At 62.4% G+C, this 16,028-nt stretch carries 13 protein-coding genes and 1 other RNA gene; 6 read left to right on the forward strand and 8 right to left on the reverse strand.

The genetic code is table 11. The features are described from left to right. The first annotated feature begins 182 nt into the window (after positions 1 to 182). Complete coding sequence (locus tag Tal182_RS15460; protein WP_085860006.1) at positions 183 to 2,207, forward strand: ATP-binding protein; 2,025 nt, start codon at positions 183 to 185, stop codon at positions 2,205 to 2,207. Here the strand turns inward: Tal182_RS15460 and Tal182_RS15465 are convergent. Beyond that, positions 2,192 to 3,106, reverse strand: coding sequence for a dihydrodipicolinate synthase family protein (locus Tal182_RS15465; RefSeq protein WP_085860007.1), 915 nt, complete (start codon positions 3,104 to 3,106; stop codon positions 2,192 to 2,194). The genes Tal182_RS15460 and Tal182_RS15465 overlap by 16 nt on opposite strands. A gap of 51 nt (positions 3,107 to 3,157) precedes the next feature. Then, positions 3,158 to 4,054, reverse strand: a complete 897-nt coding sequence (gene miaA, locus Tal182_RS15470) for a tRNA (adenosine(37)-N6)-dimethylallyltransferase MiaA (protein WP_170965881.1) — start codon at positions 4,052 to 4,054, stop codon at positions 3,158 to 3,160. On the opposite strand from miaA, the gene serB reads away from it, so the two are divergent. Continuing rightward, positions 4,053 to 4,943 (forward strand): phosphoserine phosphatase SerB, encoded by an 891-nt coding sequence (gene serB / locus Tal182_RS15475; protein WP_085860009.1) that lies wholly within the window; start codon positions 4,053 to 4,055, stop codon positions 4,941 to 4,943. The two genes, miaA and serB, sit on opposite strands and share 2 nt — an antisense overlap. Before the next feature lie 148 nt (positions 4,944 to 5,091). Here serB and Tal182_RS15480 read toward each other — a convergent pair whose 3' ends face one another. From Tal182_RS15480 to Tal182_RS15500, 5 genes are all read right to left on the reverse strand, one after another. Continuing rightward, a complete protein-coding gene (locus tag Tal182_RS15480) occupies positions 5,092 to 6,804 on the reverse strand; it encodes a Do family serine endopeptidase (protein WP_085860010.1) in 1,713 nt (570 codons plus the stop codon). A 202-nt stretch (positions 6,805 to 7,006) separates the two neighbouring features. Next, positions 7,007 to 7,963, reverse strand: a complete 957-nt coding sequence (locus tag Tal182_RS15485) for a protease modulator HflC (protein WP_064810790.1) — start codon at positions 7,961 to 7,963, stop codon at positions 7,007 to 7,009. A 5-nt stretch (positions 7,964 to 7,968) separates the two neighbouring features. Next, entirely contained in the window at positions 7,969 to 9,063 is a 1,095-nt protein-coding gene (hflK, locus tag Tal182_RS15490) for an FtsH protease activity modulator HflK (RefSeq protein ID WP_085860011.1), read from the reverse strand. Positions 9,064 to 9,212: 149 nt separating this feature from the next. Beyond that, positions 9,213 to 9,731: a dihydrofolate reductase gene (locus Tal182_RS15495; RefSeq protein WP_085860012.1), complete on the reverse strand. Its 519-nt coding sequence runs from the start codon at positions 9,729 to 9,731 to the stop codon at positions 9,213 to 9,215. 12 nt (positions 9,732 to 9,743) lie between these two features. Further along, positions 9,744 to 10,538: a thymidylate synthase gene (locus Tal182_RS15500; RefSeq protein WP_085860013.1), complete on the reverse strand. Its 795-nt coding sequence runs from the start codon at positions 10,536 to 10,538 to the stop codon at positions 9,744 to 9,746. 111 nt (positions 10,539 to 10,649) lie between these two features. On the opposite strand from Tal182_RS15500, the gene ssrA reads away from it, so the two are divergent. The 4 genes from ssrA to Tal182_RS15520 all read left to right on the forward strand — a co-directional run bounded on the left by ssrA (position 10,650) and on the right by Tal182_RS15520 (position 12,227). Next, positions 10,650 to 11,012: a transfer-messenger RNA gene (ssrA, locus tag Tal182_RS15505) on the forward strand. A 126-nt stretch (positions 11,013 to 11,138) separates the two neighbouring features. Next, complete coding sequence (locus Tal182_RS15510) at positions 11,139 to 11,654, forward strand: SspB family protein (protein WP_064803733.1); 516 nt, start codon at positions 11,139 to 11,141, stop codon at positions 11,652 to 11,654. Between the two features lie 50 nt (positions 11,655 to 11,704). Beyond that, positions 11,705 to 11,899: a DUF4169 family protein gene (locus Tal182_RS15515; RefSeq protein WP_085860014.1), complete on the forward strand. Its 195-nt coding sequence runs from the start codon at positions 11,705 to 11,707 to the stop codon at positions 11,897 to 11,899. Between the two features lie 103 nt (positions 11,900 to 12,002). Beyond that, positions 12,003 to 12,227: a ribbon-helix-helix domain-containing protein gene (locus tag Tal182_RS15520; protein WP_085860962.1), complete on the forward strand. Its 225-nt coding sequence runs from the start codon at positions 12,003 to 12,005 to the stop codon at positions 12,225 to 12,227. 59 nt (positions 12,228 to 12,286) lie between these two features. Here the strand turns inward: Tal182_RS15520 and Tal182_RS15525 are convergent, their stop codons facing one another. Continuing rightward, the gene (locus Tal182_RS15525) at positions 12,287 to 15,997 is read right to left on the reverse strand and encodes an AsmA family protein (RefSeq protein ID WP_085860015.1); all 3,711 of its coding nucleotides are present in this window, start codon (positions 15,995 to 15,997) and stop codon (positions 12,287 to 12,289) included. Between the last annotated feature and the right edge of the window lie 31 nt (positions 15,998 to 16,028).

Genomic DNA, 16,028 nt, shown 5'->3' on the forward strand with positions numbered 1-16,028 from the left:
TTCCCACCACGATAAGAGCCGTTGCGATTTTCATGGCGGGAAGTGATAGACAGAAAATTTCGCAGCGTCAACGCATGCCGCAATAAAAAACTGCCCCGCGCCCGCGCCTCCCAAAATCGATAGGATGAAGGATTTGTTAAAGGATCGACTTTATCCTTTAACGCTACCGCAGGGAGTAGCCTTTGCTCAACAACGACTTGCGCATGTCTGGCAAGGCAGGCGAGCACGATCGACGCGACGGCCATACGCCGGGAAATCGCTTTCTCGGCCGCGTCGTTGCATGCAGCGGCTCCAGGGCGACCATTGCCGCCGTCGCCGAACAGGGCGGCACCGATCTCACCGAACTCTGGTCCGTCGGTCGGCTGATTTCGATCAGCGTCGGCCGTAACCGTGTCGTCGCCCTCGTCTATTCCATGAATACCGGCAGCCATGCCTGGGGCGAAGGCGAGGACAATTATTTCAAGATCGAGACGGAGCTTCTCGGCGAAGTCCGCGTCGATGAGGACGGGCGCGAGGAATTCTCGACCGGTATCTCGCGTTATCCCTATCTCGGCGCCATCGCCCATCGCATCCGCGCCGCCGACCTGATGCGCATCTATGATGCCGGAACGGGGACGACCGCCGTCATCGGCAAGCTGACGCAGGACGAAAGCATCGATGCGGCGATCCATATCCCCTCGATGCTCTCCAAGCATTTCGCCGTCGTCGGCTCGACCGGCGTCGGCAAATCGACGGCCGTGTCGCTGCTGCTGCACAAGGCGATCGCGGCGGATCCGAAGCTGCGCGTGCTGATCCTCGATCCGCACAATGAATTCGCCGCCGCCTTTCCCAAACACGCCGTCACCATCGATACTGATACGCTCGACCTGCCCTTCTGGCTGATGCGGCTCGAAGAATTCGCCGAAGTCGTCTTCCGCGGCCGCCCACCGGTGCCCGAGGAGCTCGACATGCTGCGCGACATCATGCCCGAGGCCAAGCGCGCCTTCCGCGGCAGCGACAACTCGCTGGTGCGCCGCACGACGGAAAAGAGTTCGATCACCGCCGATACACCGGTCCCTTACCGCATGGCCGACCTGCTGGCGCTGATCGACGAGCGCATCGGCCGCCTGGAAGGCCGTGCGGAAAAGCCCTCCCTGCGCTCGCTGAAGATGCGCCTCATCGCCGCAATCAATGATCCGCGCTATCACTTCATGTTTTCCAACAACACGATCAGCGACACGATCACCGACACCATCGCGCAGATATTCCGCATTCCCGGAGACAGCAGGCCGATCTGCACCTTCCAGCTTGCCGGCATTCCTTCCGAAGTGGTCAATTCGGTCGCCTCCGTGCTCTGCCGCATGGCCTTCGAGGTGGCCCTCTGGAGCGACGGCGCCATCCACATGCTGGTCGTCTGCGAGGAAGCCCACCGCTATATCCCCTCCGATCCCAGCCTCGGCTTCGTGCCGACGCGCCAGGCAATCGCCCGCATCGCCAAGGAAGGCCGAAAATACGGCGTCTCGCTTGGGATCATCACCCAGCGGCCGGGCGAGCTCGACCAGACGATCCTGTCGCAGTGCTCGACGCTGTTTGCCATGCGCCTGGCCAACGATCGCGACCAGGAAATCATCCGTTCGGCCATTCCGAATTCATCGATCTCGACGACGAGCTTCATCTCCTCGATCGGCAATGGCGAGGCGATCGCCTTCGGCGAGGCGATCAGCGTGCCGATGCGCATGCGCTTTTCCCGCGTCGAGGAAAATTTGCTGCCGAAGGCTGCCAGCGCCAACAGCAAGCATAGCGAGGAAGATCCGGATACGGTCGATCTGCGCAAGATCGTCACCCGCATGCGGGCGGTGACGGTCGGGCCCGATATTTCGAATTTCCAGCAGAGCGTTGCGGCATCCATGCCGGGTTCCGATGAGGCGGAGGAAGCCGACGAGGCTTTCGACACAAAACCCGTCCCCCCGCCCGCGCCGGCTTCGGCGCCGCTCGAATCCTACCGGCGCGAATTACTACCGCAGGCGCCGCGGCTGGACCCCGCCGAGCCGGCCCCGATCGATCCGCGGCTGGACGCGCTGCGCCGCGAACTGCGCCGCGAAGAGCCGGTCTTTCCCCGACCGCCGCCGCCGGCCGACCAGCCACCGATCACCCGCCGGGAACCAGGCCCGTCGCTGCGCGAAAGCATCCTGAAAAAGCCGCTGAGCAGCCTTTACAACAAGGATTGACGTTCAAGCTCGATCGGCGGCCGGGCGGCATCGAGCACGCGCTGCCGGTCCGCCGGCCCAAGCGCCAGGAGCGGCCGCGGAAGCTCCGCCCGGACATCCAGAAGATGCTCGGCCATCATATAGACCACGCGAATGCTTCCATACGCCTTGAACACCTCCCAGAGCGGCTGCAGCAGGCCATCGAGCCGGCGCGCCTCGCCGTCATTGCCGGCGATAGCCGCTTTCGTCAGAGCGAGCGCCGTGCGCGGAAGCAGGCCGCCGATGACACTGTACCAGGCGTCTGCGCCTGAAGAGAGCGCTTCGGCAGCACCCCAATCGCCGCTGTAGCCGATCGCGAGATCGGTCTTTTCCCGCAATAGCGCAAGCTCCCCTCTCAAATCGCCATCAACAGGCAGCGGCATCTTCACCGCCCTGATCGTCTCGATATCAGAAAGACGCTGCAGAAGCTCGCGGCTGAAGGTGAAGTGCGTCGTGCCGGGATTGTTGTAGATGCAGAGCGGAAGCCTGGTCGCCCTCGCCACTGTGCGGAAATGCTGGTAGGCCTCTTCCTGGGTCAGCGGCGTATAAGACACAGGCGCAAGCAGAAGCGCATCAGCGCCGGCAGCCTCGGCGTCCCTCGCGAGATCCACGGCACAATCCGTCCTCAGAGCGCCGGCGCCGACGAGGAGCGGAACACGGCCCTTGACGCATTCGACCGCCGCCGTCACGGCCCGCAGCCGCTCCTCGCGCTTGAGATAGGCGTAGATCCCGGTGCTGCCGAGAAGGCCGATGGAGGTCACACCTGCCTCGCACAGCGGTTCCAGCAAGCGGCAGAGCCCCTCAATGTCGACCCGGCCATCGGGATCGGCAGGCGTTGGCGGAAAGGCCGAGAGTCCATGGAACGGAGAAATGGCAGGCATGATGCGATCCTGATAGAAGTTGATTGCAACGACTGACGATATCGCCTCATCCTAAAGGGTCAATCGCTCCCAGCTGTCATCCATCTGATTGCGGAACCAGGTCATTTGCCGCTTGGCATATTGCCGTGTCGCCGCAGCCCCCTTCTCCAGCACCTCATCGCGCGTCATCTCGCCCCTCAGCATCGCCGCGATCTGCGACACACCGATGGCCTTCATGACAGGCGCGTCGGCCGGCAGGCCGAGCGCAAGCAACGCCTTTACCTCGTCTTCCGCACCCTGTTGCAGCATCTTTTCGAAACGGCCGTTGATGCGGGCATGCAGCACCGCCCGGTCCGGCAGAACGACAATTTTGCGGGCCCCGTCGGCATTGATCGCCACAGGCCCTGACCGACCCTGGAAATCAGCGATCGAGCGTCCCGTCGCTTTGATCACCTCCAACGCCCGGACGATGCGCTGGCCGTCCTGGCGGTTGAGGCTTGCCGCCATCGCGCGATCGACGTCAGAAAGCTCGGCGTAAAGCGCGTCCGGCCCCTCCTCCACGAGTCGCGTCCGCAATTCTTCCCGCAGGGCCTCGGGAATATCCGGCATGTCGGAGAGACCGCCGATCAGCGCCTTGAAGTAAAGCCCCGTGCCGCCGACGAAAACCGGTAGCTGCCCGGCGGCTCTGAGCGCCGGCAAAAGCGCCGAGACATCGCGCAGCCAGGCGCCTGTGGAATAACCGGCCCCCGCCGGCACGTGGCCGTAGAGATGATGCGGCACGCCTTGCATCTCCTCTTCCGACGGACGCGCGGTCAGCACTCGCAGCGTATCGTAGACCTGCATGCTGTCGGCATTGACGACCGCGCCGTCGTGGCGTTTGGCCAATTCGACGGCAAGCGCGGACTTGCCGCTGGCGGTCGGCCCGGTTATCAGGATCGCGTTCTCCACGCTCAGAAGGTTTTCCATCATGGCCCTCGTTGCCACGCTTGTTGCCAATCCGTCAAATCCTGTGCTTACTCCTGGCATCGCCGAACAAGCGGCTGAGGCAGTAACCGCTTCCGGCCTCTACTGGCTGGCCGACGGCGTTGCCTGCGACATTGCACTGCGCGAGGGCACGGATGCGCAAGCCGCCGAGGCCAATCTTCTCGCCGTCATATCGAGCGCCCCCATCGACCTCGTCATCCAGGAGCAGGACAGCCGCCGCAAGAAGCTGCTGATCGCCGACATGGATTCGACGATGATCGGCCAGGAATGCATCGACGAACTCGCCGCCGAAGTCGGCCTGAAGGAGAGGGTCGCCGACATCACCGCCCGCGCCATGAATGGCGAGATCGCCTTTGAGCCCGCCCTGCGTGAGCGCGTCGCCCTCCTGAAAGGATTGCCGATCTCGGTTGTCGACGAGGTCATCGCCAAGCGCATCACACTGACGCCGGGGGGGCCGGAGCTGATCGCCACGATGAAGGCGAAAGGTCATTACACCGCTCTCGTCTCCGGCGGCTTCACCGTCTTTACCAGCCGCATCGCCGCCACCCTCGGCTTCGACGAAAACCGCGCCAATACGCTGCTGGATGAGGATGGCATTCTCTCCGGCTTCGTCGCCGAACCTATCCTCGGCAAGCAGGCAAAGGTGGATGCGCTGAACGAGATTTCAGCAAACCTCGGCATTTCGCCACAGGAGGCAATCGCGGTCGGCGACGGCGCCAATGATCTCGGCATGCTGCAGCTCGCCGGCTCCGGTGTCGCCCTCCACGCCAAGCCCACCGTCGCCGCTCAGGCGCAGATGCGCATCAATCACGCCGACCTGACGGCGCTGCTTTATATCCAGGGTTACCGGAAGACCGATTTTGTGACGGCTTGAACGTCCGATTTCAACAGAAGACGGATGTATAACAAAGGCGGCGCGGCAACCCCTCTCCGCCCTCACCCTGTGCTTGTCACAGGAATGAGGGAGGAGAGGTTGAGCGAGAACAGGAAGGCGGCACCTAGTCGCCACCGCCGCAGTTCTCCTATTCCATCGGCACCGCCACGAACCGCAGATCGCCGTTTGCCGATGCGATCATCAGCTGGGCGTTGCGACGGCCTTCCTGTTTCAGCGATTTCACCTTGGCCGCGACCGCATCCGGGGATTTCATGAACTCCTGCGCCACCTCGACGATAACGTCCCCTGCCTTCAACCCCTTTTCGGCCGAGGCGGAGCCGGGCTCCACCTCCGTGACGACGACGCCGTCGACGCTTTCGGCGATGCCGAAAGCCTTGCGTGTTTCGGGACTGAGGAGCGACAGCGACAATCCGAGCACGTTCTTCGGCGTAGCCGCATCCGGCGATACCTGGCCCTGTTGGTGCTGGTCCGGCGCCGGTGCGCCCGGTGCGGGCGCTGCCTGATCGCCGGTATCCGGCTGATCCATATCGTTGTTCTCGTCGGGATCAGGGGTGATCACGCCGTCCTGCGAGCCATCGGGAGCTGCATCGCCGGATGCCGCCTGATCGCTGTCTTCGAGCCGGCCGAGCTTCACCTTGACGGTCTGCTCCTTGCCGTCGCGCAGCACCACGACGTCGACTTCTTTTCCGACCGTGCTTTCCGCAACGACGCGCGGCAGGTCGCGCATTTCATTGACCGCCTTGCCGTCGAATTTCAAAATGACGTCGCCCGCCTTGATCGAGCCGTCGTCAACGGGGCCGCCCTTGATGACGCCGGCGACCAGGGCGCCCTTGGCGGTGTCGAGCCCGAGGCTGTCGGCGATGTCGTCGGTTACCGGTTGGATGCGCACGCCGAGCCAGCCGCGCCGCGTCTCGCCATACTGGCGCAACTGCTCGACGACGCCGGAAGCAAGTTCGGACGGTACCGAGAAGCCGATGCCGATCGAGCCGCCGCTCGGCGAGATGATCGCGGTATTGATGCCGATCACTTCACCCTTCATGTTAAAGAGTGGGCCGCCGGAATTGCCCTTGTTGATCGCCGCATCCGTCTGGATGAAGTTGTCGTAGGGGCCGGCATTGATGTTGCGGCCGCGCCCGGAAATGATCCCGACCGTCACCGAACCGCCGAATCCGAACGGATTGCCGATCGCCATGACCCAGTCGCCGATGCGCATCTCGCTGGAATCGCCGAATTTCACCGATTTCAGCGGCGTCTTCGGCTCGACCTTCAACACGGAAAGATCGGTCTTCGTATCCGTGCCGATCAGCTTCGCCTTGAGCTTCGAGCCGTTGGCGAAATTGACCTCGATGTCGTCGGCGCCCTCGATCACGTGGTTGTTGGTGACGATATAGCCGGCCGGATCGATGACGAAACCGGACCCGAGCGAGCTGACATTATGGTTGGGGCCTTTGTTGCCCTGCTGTTTGTTGAAGAAGTCGTTGAAGAACTCCTGGAATGGTGACCCGTCAGGGGCGCGCGGCGCCGGACCGACCCCTTCGTCATCCTTCACGTTCTGCGAGGTCGAGATGTTGACCACCGCATCGAGCAAGCCTTCGGCGAGATCGGCAACGGAAGCCGGACCGTTGGTCGGGACGACGGTCTGAACCGGTGGCGTCTGCTGCGGCGCGGCAGATGCAGGTGGCGTGGGGGCAGCCGGAACAGGCGCGGCAACCCCGGGCGCTGCTGTTTCAGGCGTGGTTTGCGCGAAAGCAACCCCGCTCACGCCGGCTTGCGCCAGGATGGTGGCGCTGGCCAGAAGCGCGAGCGTTCGTCTGAAGGGCAAGCGAATCGTGGGGGCCATCAAGCTTCCTCATAAGGGGGTAAATGCGCATATTCAGCACCAGCATAAGGCGGAATGATGGAGGGTGAAATCACCTTTTCGCGAAATCCCCGTGCAATCTGACGGACCGTCACAAAAGCCCGGCTTGGCTCTTGAAATCGAAAAGGGCCGGCGCTGGGCCGACCCTTTCTCGATCTTGCAGGGAAACAGATCCCAGTGTTTTTCAGTTCGCCGGCTGTGCTGGCGCCGGAGCGGTTGTTCCGGGCGTTGCGGGAGCCGACGCAGCCGGGCTGGCCGGCGCGGCGCCGGCAGCCTTGTTGAAATAGCGGAAGAATTCCGAATCCGGCGACAGGACCAGCGTTGTGTCCTGCGATGAAAGCGCCGCCGAATAGGCTGCCATCGAACGGTAAAACTCAAAGAAACCGGGGTTCCTTGAGAAGGCCTCGGCGAAGATGCGGTTGCGTTCGGCATCTCCTTGGCCGCGCAGAATTTCGGAATCGCGCTGTGCGTCCGCAGTCAGCTCGACGACCTGGCGGTCGGCGACGGCGCGGCGGCGCTGGCCTTCTTCGGTGCCCTGCGCCCGCAGCAGTTCGGCCTCCGCCAGTCGCTCGGCCCGCATGCGGTTATAGGTGCGCTCGGAAACATCCTGAGTGAGGTCCGTCCGGCTGATGCGCACGTCGTCGAGCGTGATTCCGAGCGTCTCCGCATCGGCTTGCAGCTCGTTGCGCACCTCGAGCATCATCGCCACGCGTTCCCGGGAGAGCGCGGCTTCGATGCTGCGCACGCCGTAGACCCTGCGCAAGGCGGAATCGAGGCGCGTGCGAAGCCGCGCTTCCGCCGCCTCCCTGTCGCCCGATACCGTTTCACGGAAACGGCGCGCGTCGTTGATGCGGTAGATGAGGAAGGCATTTACCTCATAAAAGGCGCCGCCGGAAACCTGGACACGGATATTGTCAAGATCGAAGCGCAGCTCCTGCTTCGGCACGTACTGCACCCTGTCGGCATCGGCAAAGGCGAAAGGCAGCTTGAAATAGATGCCTGGGTCGGTCTTGACCGACTGGATTTCACCGAAGCGAACGACGATAGCCTGTTCGCGGGCGGTCACGACGAAGACCGAGGAATAGATTCCGACCAGCACGACCGCCAGGAGGATCAGAATTACGGGAAGTCTGTTCGACATGGGTCTCAGCCTCCCTGTTGCTGCTGCTGTTGTTGCTGCGTCGGCCTGCCGACCTCGTTGAGAGGCAGATAGGGCACGGCGCCGGCCTTTTGGTCGATAATCACTTTCTTGGAACCCTTCAGCACCTGTTCCATGGTTTCCAGGAACAGCCGCTCCCGCGTCACGTCAGGAGCCTTGGAATATTCGTCGTAGATCGAAACGAAGCGTTGCGCTTCACCTTCAGCCTCCTTGACGATCCGGTCCTTGTAGGCCGCTGCGGCTTCGCGGATGCGGGCCGCGTCACCGCGGGCCTGGCCGAGCTTCTGGTTGGCGTATTGGTTCGCCTCCTCCACGAGGCGCTGCTTGTCCTGATCGGCACGCTGCACTTCCTCGAAGGCATCGGCCACGTCACGCGGCGGCGCGACGTCCTCGATCGTCACGCGGTTGATCGCAATGCCGGCGCCGTAGCGATCCATCGTATCCTGGATGATGTTGCGCACTTCGGTCTCGATCGGTCCGCGATTGTCACGAAAGGCATCCTGAGCAGGGCGCCGGCCGACGATTTCGCGCATGGCGCTTTCGGAAACCTGCTGTAGCGTTTCAGCCGGATTTTCGAGACGGAAAAGATAGGATTTCGGGTCGTTGATCGTGTAGAGCACGGAGAACTGCACGTTGACGATGTTCTGGTCCCCGGAAAGCATCAGTCCAGCCGTCGAATTGCTGTTATTGCGTCCGCCGACATTCTGCTGCTGCTCCGTCACCTTCACGATCTCGATCGCGTCCATCGGCCAGATGCGGAAATGCAGGCCGGGCATGGAAATTTCTTCTCTCGGCTTGCCGAAGCGCAACTCGACGCCGCGTTCGTCCGGCTGGACGGTGTAGACGCACTGAATCAGCCAGAAAACGGCAACGATCGCCACGACGATCGTTGCCACGCCACCATTGAAACCGCCGGGAACGATATTGCGCAGCTGATCCTGGCCGCGCCGGATGATGTCTTCCAGATCGGGCGGTCCGCCCTTGCCGCCACGCGGGCGGTTCGGCCCCTGGCCCCATGGTCCCTGATTGTTACCGCCGCCGCCCCAAGGGCCGCCGCCGCCATTCTGATTGCTCCAGGGCATCAAAACCTCGTTATTCGTTAAGTCTTCCCCGCATCCGGGACCGTGGGGGCTGACCGGTGGATGCGTTGGTGACCGTTATAGGTATCACCGCACCCGCTTTCAACGCAGCGTGAGAAACTTGGTCAATTTAATTGGAAAATAGTTCATTTTCAGGCGCGCCGGCGTTCGTAGACGACGTAGCGCGTGGCATAGCTGTCCTTCTCGCCGGCCGGCACGGCGAGCGTCTCTCCCGCCTGCCAGATGGCGGGATCGATCGCCGGAAACGCCGCATCCCCTTCGAGGTCGGCTTCGACATGCGTGATGCACATCCGGTCGGCAAGGCCGATCGCCTGGGCATAGACTTGTCCGCCGCCGATAATGCAGATCTCGCCGGCGCCGGTTTCGCGTGCCAGCCTTTCGGCGAGCGTCAAGGCCTCGGGGAGCGAATGGGCCATGTCGACATCGGCATGATCGATCGTCGTCTGTCTCGAGATGACGACGTTCGGCCGCCCCGGCAGCGGCTTGCCGATCGACTCATAGGTCTTGCGGCCCATCACCACAGGCTTGCCCAGCGTCAGCGCCTTGAAACGCTTGAGATCGCTCGAAAGCAGCCAAGGCATGTCGCCATCGCGGCCGATGATGCCGTTGCGGGAAACGGCGACGATGATGGTCTTCAGGATGTCGGCCATGATTCCCCCGGATCAGACAGCGATCGGCGCCTTGATATTGGCATCCGCCTCATAGCCGATCAGCTCGAAATCCTCGAACTTGAACCCGAAGATATCTTTCACATCGGGATTGATGCGCAAGAAAGGCAGCGGCTTCGGCTGGCGCGTCAGTTGCAGCTTCGCCTGGTCGAAATGGTTGTGGTAGAGGTGGGCGTCGCCGAGCGTGTGGACGAAATCGCCCCCTTTGAGCCCCGTCACCTGAGCCACCATCATCGTCAAAAGCGCATAGGAAGCGATATTGAAGGGGACGCCCAGGAAAATATCGGCGGAGCGCTGGTAGAGCTGGCAAGAGAGCTTGCCGTCGGCCACGTAGAATTGGAACAGGCAATGGCAGGGCGGCAGCGCCATCTGATCCACCTCGGCCGGGTTCCAGGCCGAGACGATATGGCGGCGCGAATTCGGATTGTTGACGATGCCTTTGACAAGATTGGCGATCTGGTCGATATGGCCGCCGTCAGGCGCCGGCCAGGAGCGCCACTGAGCGCCGTAGACGGGGCCGAGATCGCCGTTTTCATCGGCCCATTCGTCCCAGATGGAAACGCCGTTCTCCTTGAGGTAGCCAATGTTCGTCTCGCCCCTCAGGAACCAGAGCAGTTCATGGATGATCGAGCGCAGATGCAGCCTCTTCGTCGTCAGGACGGGAAAGCCCTCCTCGAGATCGAAGCGCATCTGGTAGCCGAAGACCGAGCGCGTGCCGGTGCCGGTGCGGTCGCCCCGGTCGGAGCCCTTTTCCATCACATGGGCGAGGAGATCGAGATATTGCTGCATGTCGCGCTGATTCCGTTTTCTCCAATTTAAGCCTTCGCCTCGAGGAAACCAATCGCAGGCGGATATTTTCCCGTTCTTTCTATAGGCCGACATAAAGCTTTTATGACGTTTGCCCTTTCCTTGGACGGAAGAAATCACTATATCAGCCCTGCCGGCTTTCGGGCCGGCTATGGCAATAAATGAGCGGTGTAATAAACCTATTGGACCCGGGGGCGGTACCCGGCGCCTCCACCAAAAACCGGCGGAATCGAAGGCCGGCTTTTGATGGGGGCGAAACAGGATCGACAAGGGTGTAAAGATCGACTTTTTGCTCGGCATTGTACCGCCGTTATCGGGCTAAAATTGTAGTTGCAAACGACAACTATGCGGAAGCTCGTCTCGCTGCTTAATCGCGGTGTGACACTTCAATCAAAGTCCTAGTGGTTCGCACCTCTAGGCGGGGTCCGAAGGCACCTGGCAACAGAAGCCTTCACCTTCTCCCTCAGACTGAAATCATGTATGCTGATCTATGCGTGACTCGGCTCCGGACTTTCCCAAGGCGCCTGAACGTGCCATATACCTTGTGAAAAGACTTCAGAACCGACGAAAGACAGGAAAAGCATGGGGCAGGATCATATCCGCTACGACATTCTGGCGCAGGATGCACTTCGCGGCGTCATCCGCAAGGTTTTGGCGGAGGTAGCAACGACGGGCCGTCTGCCCGGCGACCACCACTTCTTCATCACCTTTCTGACCGGTGCCGCCGGCGTGCGCATCTCCCAGCACCTGAAGTCCAAATATCCCGAGCAGATGACAATCGTCATCCAGCATCAGTTCTGGGATCTCAAGATCACCGAGACGCATTTCGAAATCGGCCTTTCCTTCTCCGACGTTCCGGAGAAGCTGGTCATACCCTTCAATGCGATCCGCGGCTTCTATGATCCCTCCGTCAATTTCGAGCTCGAATTCGACGTGCCGCTCGCCGACGGTGAGGAACTGCCGTCCGGTGAGATCACCGCCTATCCCGTCGACGCGGCAGGAAAGCCCGATGAAGCCGCCGGCGCAAAACCGGCCGACGGCGAAGAGAAGAAACCGGGCTCCGTCGTCTCGCTCGACTCCTTCCGCAAGAAGCAGTGAGTTCAAAGGGAGGCTCAGCCTTCCTTTTTCATAAGGATCAAGCCTCGCGCATGAGCGCCGAAATCATCAATCTGCGTCAGTTCCGCAAAAAGCAGGCCCGCTCCGAAAAGGAGAAGCAGGCCGAGCAGAACCGCATTTCCTTCGGCCGCACCAAGGCCGAAAAGCAGCTCACCCGCAGCCTGAACGAGAAGGCCAACAAGGCTCACCGCGACGGACGGATCGAGACGGATGACGACGGCGCATGAAGCTTCACGCAAAGCTTGAAGAGCCGGAAACGAATCTGCGATCAGCCACTTGCGCGATTTTCTTGAATCGATCCGCCAAGTCGAGTCCGATGTGAACCGGCTGATGATCCGCAAGCACTCGGCAACACTGCATGGCCATCGCACCAGCTTTTCGCTGGAAGATGAATTCTGGGCCGAGCTGAAGACGATTTCGGCAAGCCGTTCGATGTCGCTTGCCGCCCTGATTTCCGAGATCGACGACCACCGTTCGCCGGACAGCAACCTGTCCTCGGCGCTGCGACTCCATGTGCTTTCGTGGGCGAAGACCGGCTGTGGCGGCCGGCCGTGACGCCGGGAATTCAAATAAAAACCTGAAACAATCTCAGGCGAGGCAAACCCAGCGCGTCTTCATTGCGCCTGAATGCCCGGCAGATTGTCGAAATCGAGCTGACCGGGCTGCATCTGCCCGGAGCGCCGGGCCGCCTCCGCCTCGGCGGCCGCCCTCGCCTGCGCATCGGCCCTGGCTTTTGCCTCCGCTGCACGTGCGGCCTCCGCCTCGGCAGCGGCCTTCTGCGCAGCCGCCTCCTTCGCCAGTGCGCGCAGCCGCTCTTCCTCCGCCTGCCGTTGCCGTTCGATTTCGGCCGCTCTGACGCGCTCGGCGTCATTGAAACGATAGAGCGCCACCTCGCGGCGCAGCCGCTGCTTTTCGAGCACGATCGCCTGCAGCCGCTCGACGCGCCGCCGCTCGCGCTCAAAAGCACGCAGCGACAAGTAGCTGGTGATATCGGTCACGTCCATCGTCTTGCCGGGTGACGGCAGCATGCCGGAAAAGTTCAGCCTCAGCGCCGGCTCGACACCCGGAAGCGCCTCCGCGCCTGGATTGAGGCCGATGCCGACCGTCGCGCTGATCCGCTCCTCCGGCAAGGCGATCTGTGCGTCGGCGGTTACCCGGGCCAGATCGTTGGCCACGGTCACATTCTGCACCCTGAGCGTTCCGTCGGTGACGTTGAAGGGAATTCCGAGCGGCGGCAGCTTTGCCTCGCCGTTGTTGAGCAACGTCTCGACGATCGGATGCACCTTGCCGGCATTGATCTGTTCCTGCATCGGGTCGGTGGCGGCAAGCAGCGGCGGAAGGATGGCAAGGTTCAGTCCGCGTATGCTCGTATCGCCGAGTCTCAGCTCCCCCGATCCATTGAGCGAGCTGGCGATCTCGCCAACCGTCTTGCCCGAGGCCTCCATCGACAGCGACAATCCGAACTTGCCGTTGGCAATCGGCGCGCCGTCACGCAGCCAGATGACCCCGGCAAGATCGGAATCGGCGAGCGTCAGCTTCGTCTGCAGGAAACCGGTGCCGTCGGCATTGGTGAAGAGCAGGTTGCCGGAGAGCTTGCCGCCATCCCAGTTGCCGGCCATGTCGTTGAGCTGCAACTCGTCGCCCTTATAGGCGACATTGCTGGTGAAATCGGATACTGCCGTTTCCGGCAGACCAGGCCAGAATTCCTTGGCCGACAGCTTCACCTTGACGTCGAGATCCTTGAAGGTGGGCAGGCCCAGCGGCGCCTTCGACAGCGTGCCGCTGGCCGGATCGACGATCTGGCCGAACACCGCCTCGCCGAGCCAGCCGGCATCTGCCTTGGCAAGCGTCAGCTCGCCGCTCGCCGTCGTCTTCGCAGCCTTGCGGTCGAAGGTCAGCGCACCGGAAAACGCGTTGTCGGCCGCATGTCCCTTGAGATCGGACAGGACGATCTTGTCGCTATCGACGGCGGCGTTGACCTGCATGCCGAACGGCAACCCCGTTCCGGTCTGCGGCAGGGCGATGCCGTTCATGATGAGATAGGGGTCGATATCGGCGCTGTCGAGCGAAAGCGCGATCTGACCGTTCATGAAACTCTCCGGCCGCACGTCAACCTTGCCCTTCGCGGTAAACGAGGTCCGATCGGTCGCAAAGGTCAACGCCGCATCGGCAGGATCGTTGCCCGACGCCTTCACCTTGAGCGTCAGGCGGCCGTTCGCGCCGACATCGACCGGCAGCGGGTCGAGCCCGGCCTGACCGAACAAGATCGACGGCACGGCGTTTTCGAGCGTCGCCTCGAGGCTCGTCGTACCGTTGCCGGTCAGCGCCAGGAGATCGGACATGCGGTAATCGAGGTTGACCCGGCTGCCGTTCGAGACGCCGGCCAGCGTCACCGTCAGCGCATCGCCCTCGTCGCCACCGAGCGTCAGCGCGCCGCGCAACGCCGTATTGCCGTACCAGCCGGCGTTGCGCACCAGCCGGTCGAGCACAGGGTGGTGTGGAAGATGCTCGCGCAGCATGGTGAAGAAGCCGCCGGGATCGGCCGATTTGAAGGTGATCTCGCCCGCACCCTTATAGTCGAGCAGCGAGCCTTCGGCCCGGCCGGTCGCCGTCAGCTCGGCGCCCGCGACATTCTTGACTGACAGCCGGTCGACCGCAAGCGCCCCGTCGGCGATCGTGAAGGTGGTCTCGACATTCTCGGCGTCGACCCCGAAGGCGGTGAACCTGTCGGCCTTGAGCTGTGCGGCGATCTTATGGTCGAGAACATTGTCGCCGCTCTCCTGCCCGGTCGCGAGCCCGGCCAGCGCCTGCAGCGCGTCAAGATCGAGCGTGTCGCCATTCAGCGCCACCGACAGGGTCGGCGTCTGGCCGGAGATCGCCTGCCGCTCCAGCCGGCCTTTCAGCGTCGCCGATCCGACGGCGATTTCGAGATTTTCGAAACGCTGCAATTCATGAGTCAGGCTGACATTGGCGGAAAAACCCGCCTGCCGCAATTGGCGGATGGCCGGGTCGACCGAGCCGGCCAGCCAGGAGGCTAGCCCCGTTGGCTGGTTCGAGGCCATCACGATCTGGCCGTTGAACGAGGGTTCTCCCTGAAGCAGGAGCTTGCCCTTGCCTTCCACTTGCGTGCGCCCCGGCAGCGTGCCGACGGCGCTGTCGATCATCCAGCCGGTACCGGCCGGCTCCAGCTCCAGTTGCACATCGCGTAGCGTCGTATCGCCGGCGACGATGGCCGGCAGCTTGACGCTTGCCTTGCCCGGCACCTGCGGAATCGGCACCTGCGCGACGATATCGATCAGAGAATTCAACCGCTGGCGCGCCGAAACCGCGGCATCCCGTGTCGTCTTGCCGGCCGCGCCCTGATTGCCGATGCGGTTCACGTCTATCTGCTGCCCGTCGGCGGTCAACAGGAATTCCGGCGCGTTGCCGGTATCGAGCGTCGCCTCCCCGGTTATCACATAGGGATCGTCCATTGGGCCGATCTCCATCCGGTATTCGGGAATGCGGATACGTTCATTGGTAAGCTCGAAGCGGCCCTTGAGCCTCGGCGGCTGCTCGTTCTTGTTGGCCGACCTGGCACTGTTGCGGTTTTCGATCGCCGCCGAAAGCTGGCCCTGATAGTTCGGCTTGCGGTCGACCAGCTTCAGTTCGCCGTCGAGATCGATACTGACCGGATGTTTGTCCGGCGACAGCTTCGTGCGCATGCGCAGCACACCCTTCTCGTCCGGCTGGCTGCTCGAAATCGAGAAATTGCCGTGCTCACCGTCGAGCGCCGCATCGCCTTCGACACGCCAGGGGCCGGCGAGCGATTTGGCCGACATCTCCGCATTCAGGCCAGTGATGCGACGCGCCCGGCCCGACTGGTCATCGAGGAAGTCGACTTCGCCACCGCTGACATGCACATTTTCGAGAACGACTGTTTTGGCCGGTATTTCGGCGCGGCTGCCGCGCATCCAGTCGAGTGTGCCGTCCTTGAGCAATCTGAGGCGCACCTTCGGATTGACGATGCGCATATCGAAGATCAGCGCCTCGCCGGAAAGGAAAGGCGCAAGCTCGGCATCCATCGAAAATTGTTCGACCTTGACGATCGGCGTGCCGTCGGCCTCTTGACCGACACGCACGTCATGCAGCGTGACCGACGGAAACGGCAGCAGACGGGCATCCACCGTGCCGTGGACGGTGACTTTCTTGCCGATGATGCGGCTTGCCTGATCCTCGAAGTTCTTGCGGAAATCCGTCCAGTCGATGAACAGCGGCGCAAGCAGCGCCACAAACAGCACTACGACGATCACTCCCCCCAGAAAGACGAGGAACCGGCCTACCAATGCAAGGATTCTCCATTCGGGATTGTGTTGC

Origin of the sequence: Rhizobium sp. TAL182 (assembly GCF_002117725.1) — a bacterium.
Classification (GTDB): Bacteria; Pseudomonadota; Alphaproteobacteria; order Rhizobiales; family Rhizobiaceae; genus Rhizobium; species Rhizobium esperanzae.

Bases quoted from the DNA above. Each gene is read 5' to 3' on its own strand.
- Tal182_RS15485 (WP_064810790.1), bottom strand. From the start codon at position 7,963: ATGTCGAACAGACTTCCCGTAATTCTGATCCTCCTGGCGGTCGTGCTG.
- Tal182_RS15465 (WP_085860007.1), bottom strand. From the start codon at position 3,106: ATGCCTGCCATTTCTCCGTTCCATGGACTCTCGGCCTTTCCGCCAACG.
- Tal182_RS15510 (WP_064803733.1), top strand. From the start codon at position 11,139: ATGGGGCAGGATCATATCCGCTACGACATTCTGGCGCAGGATGCACTT.
- miaA (WP_170965881.1), bottom strand. From the start codon at position 4,054: ATGATGGAAAACCTTCTGAGCGTGGAGAACGCGATCCTGATAACCGGG.
- serB (WP_085860009.1), top strand. From the start codon at position 4,053: ATGGCCCTCGTTGCCACGCTTGTTGCCAATCCGTCAAATCCTGTGCTT.
- Tal182_RS15480 (WP_085860010.1), bottom strand. From the start codon at position 6,804: ATGGCCCCCACGATTCGCTTGCCCTTCAGACGAACGCTCGCGCTTCTG.
- Tal182_RS15520 (WP_085860962.1), top strand. From the start codon at position 12,003: ATGATCCGCAAGCACTCGGCAACACTGCATGGCCATCGCACCAGCTTT.
- Tal182_RS15495 (WP_085860012.1), bottom strand. From the start codon at position 9,731: ATGGCCGACATCCTGAAGACCATCATCGTCGCCGTTTCCCGCAACGGC.
- Tal182_RS15500 (WP_085860013.1), bottom strand. From the start codon at position 10,538: ATGCAGCAATATCTCGATCTCCTCGCCCATGTGATGGAAAAGGGCTCC.
- hflK (WP_085860011.1), bottom strand. From the start codon at position 9,063: ATGCCCTGGAGCAATCAGAATGGCGGCGGCGGCCCTTGGGGCGGCGGC.
- Tal182_RS15515 (WP_085860014.1), top strand. From the start codon at position 11,705: ATGAGCGCCGAAATCATCAATCTGCGTCAGTTCCGCAAAAAGCAGGCC.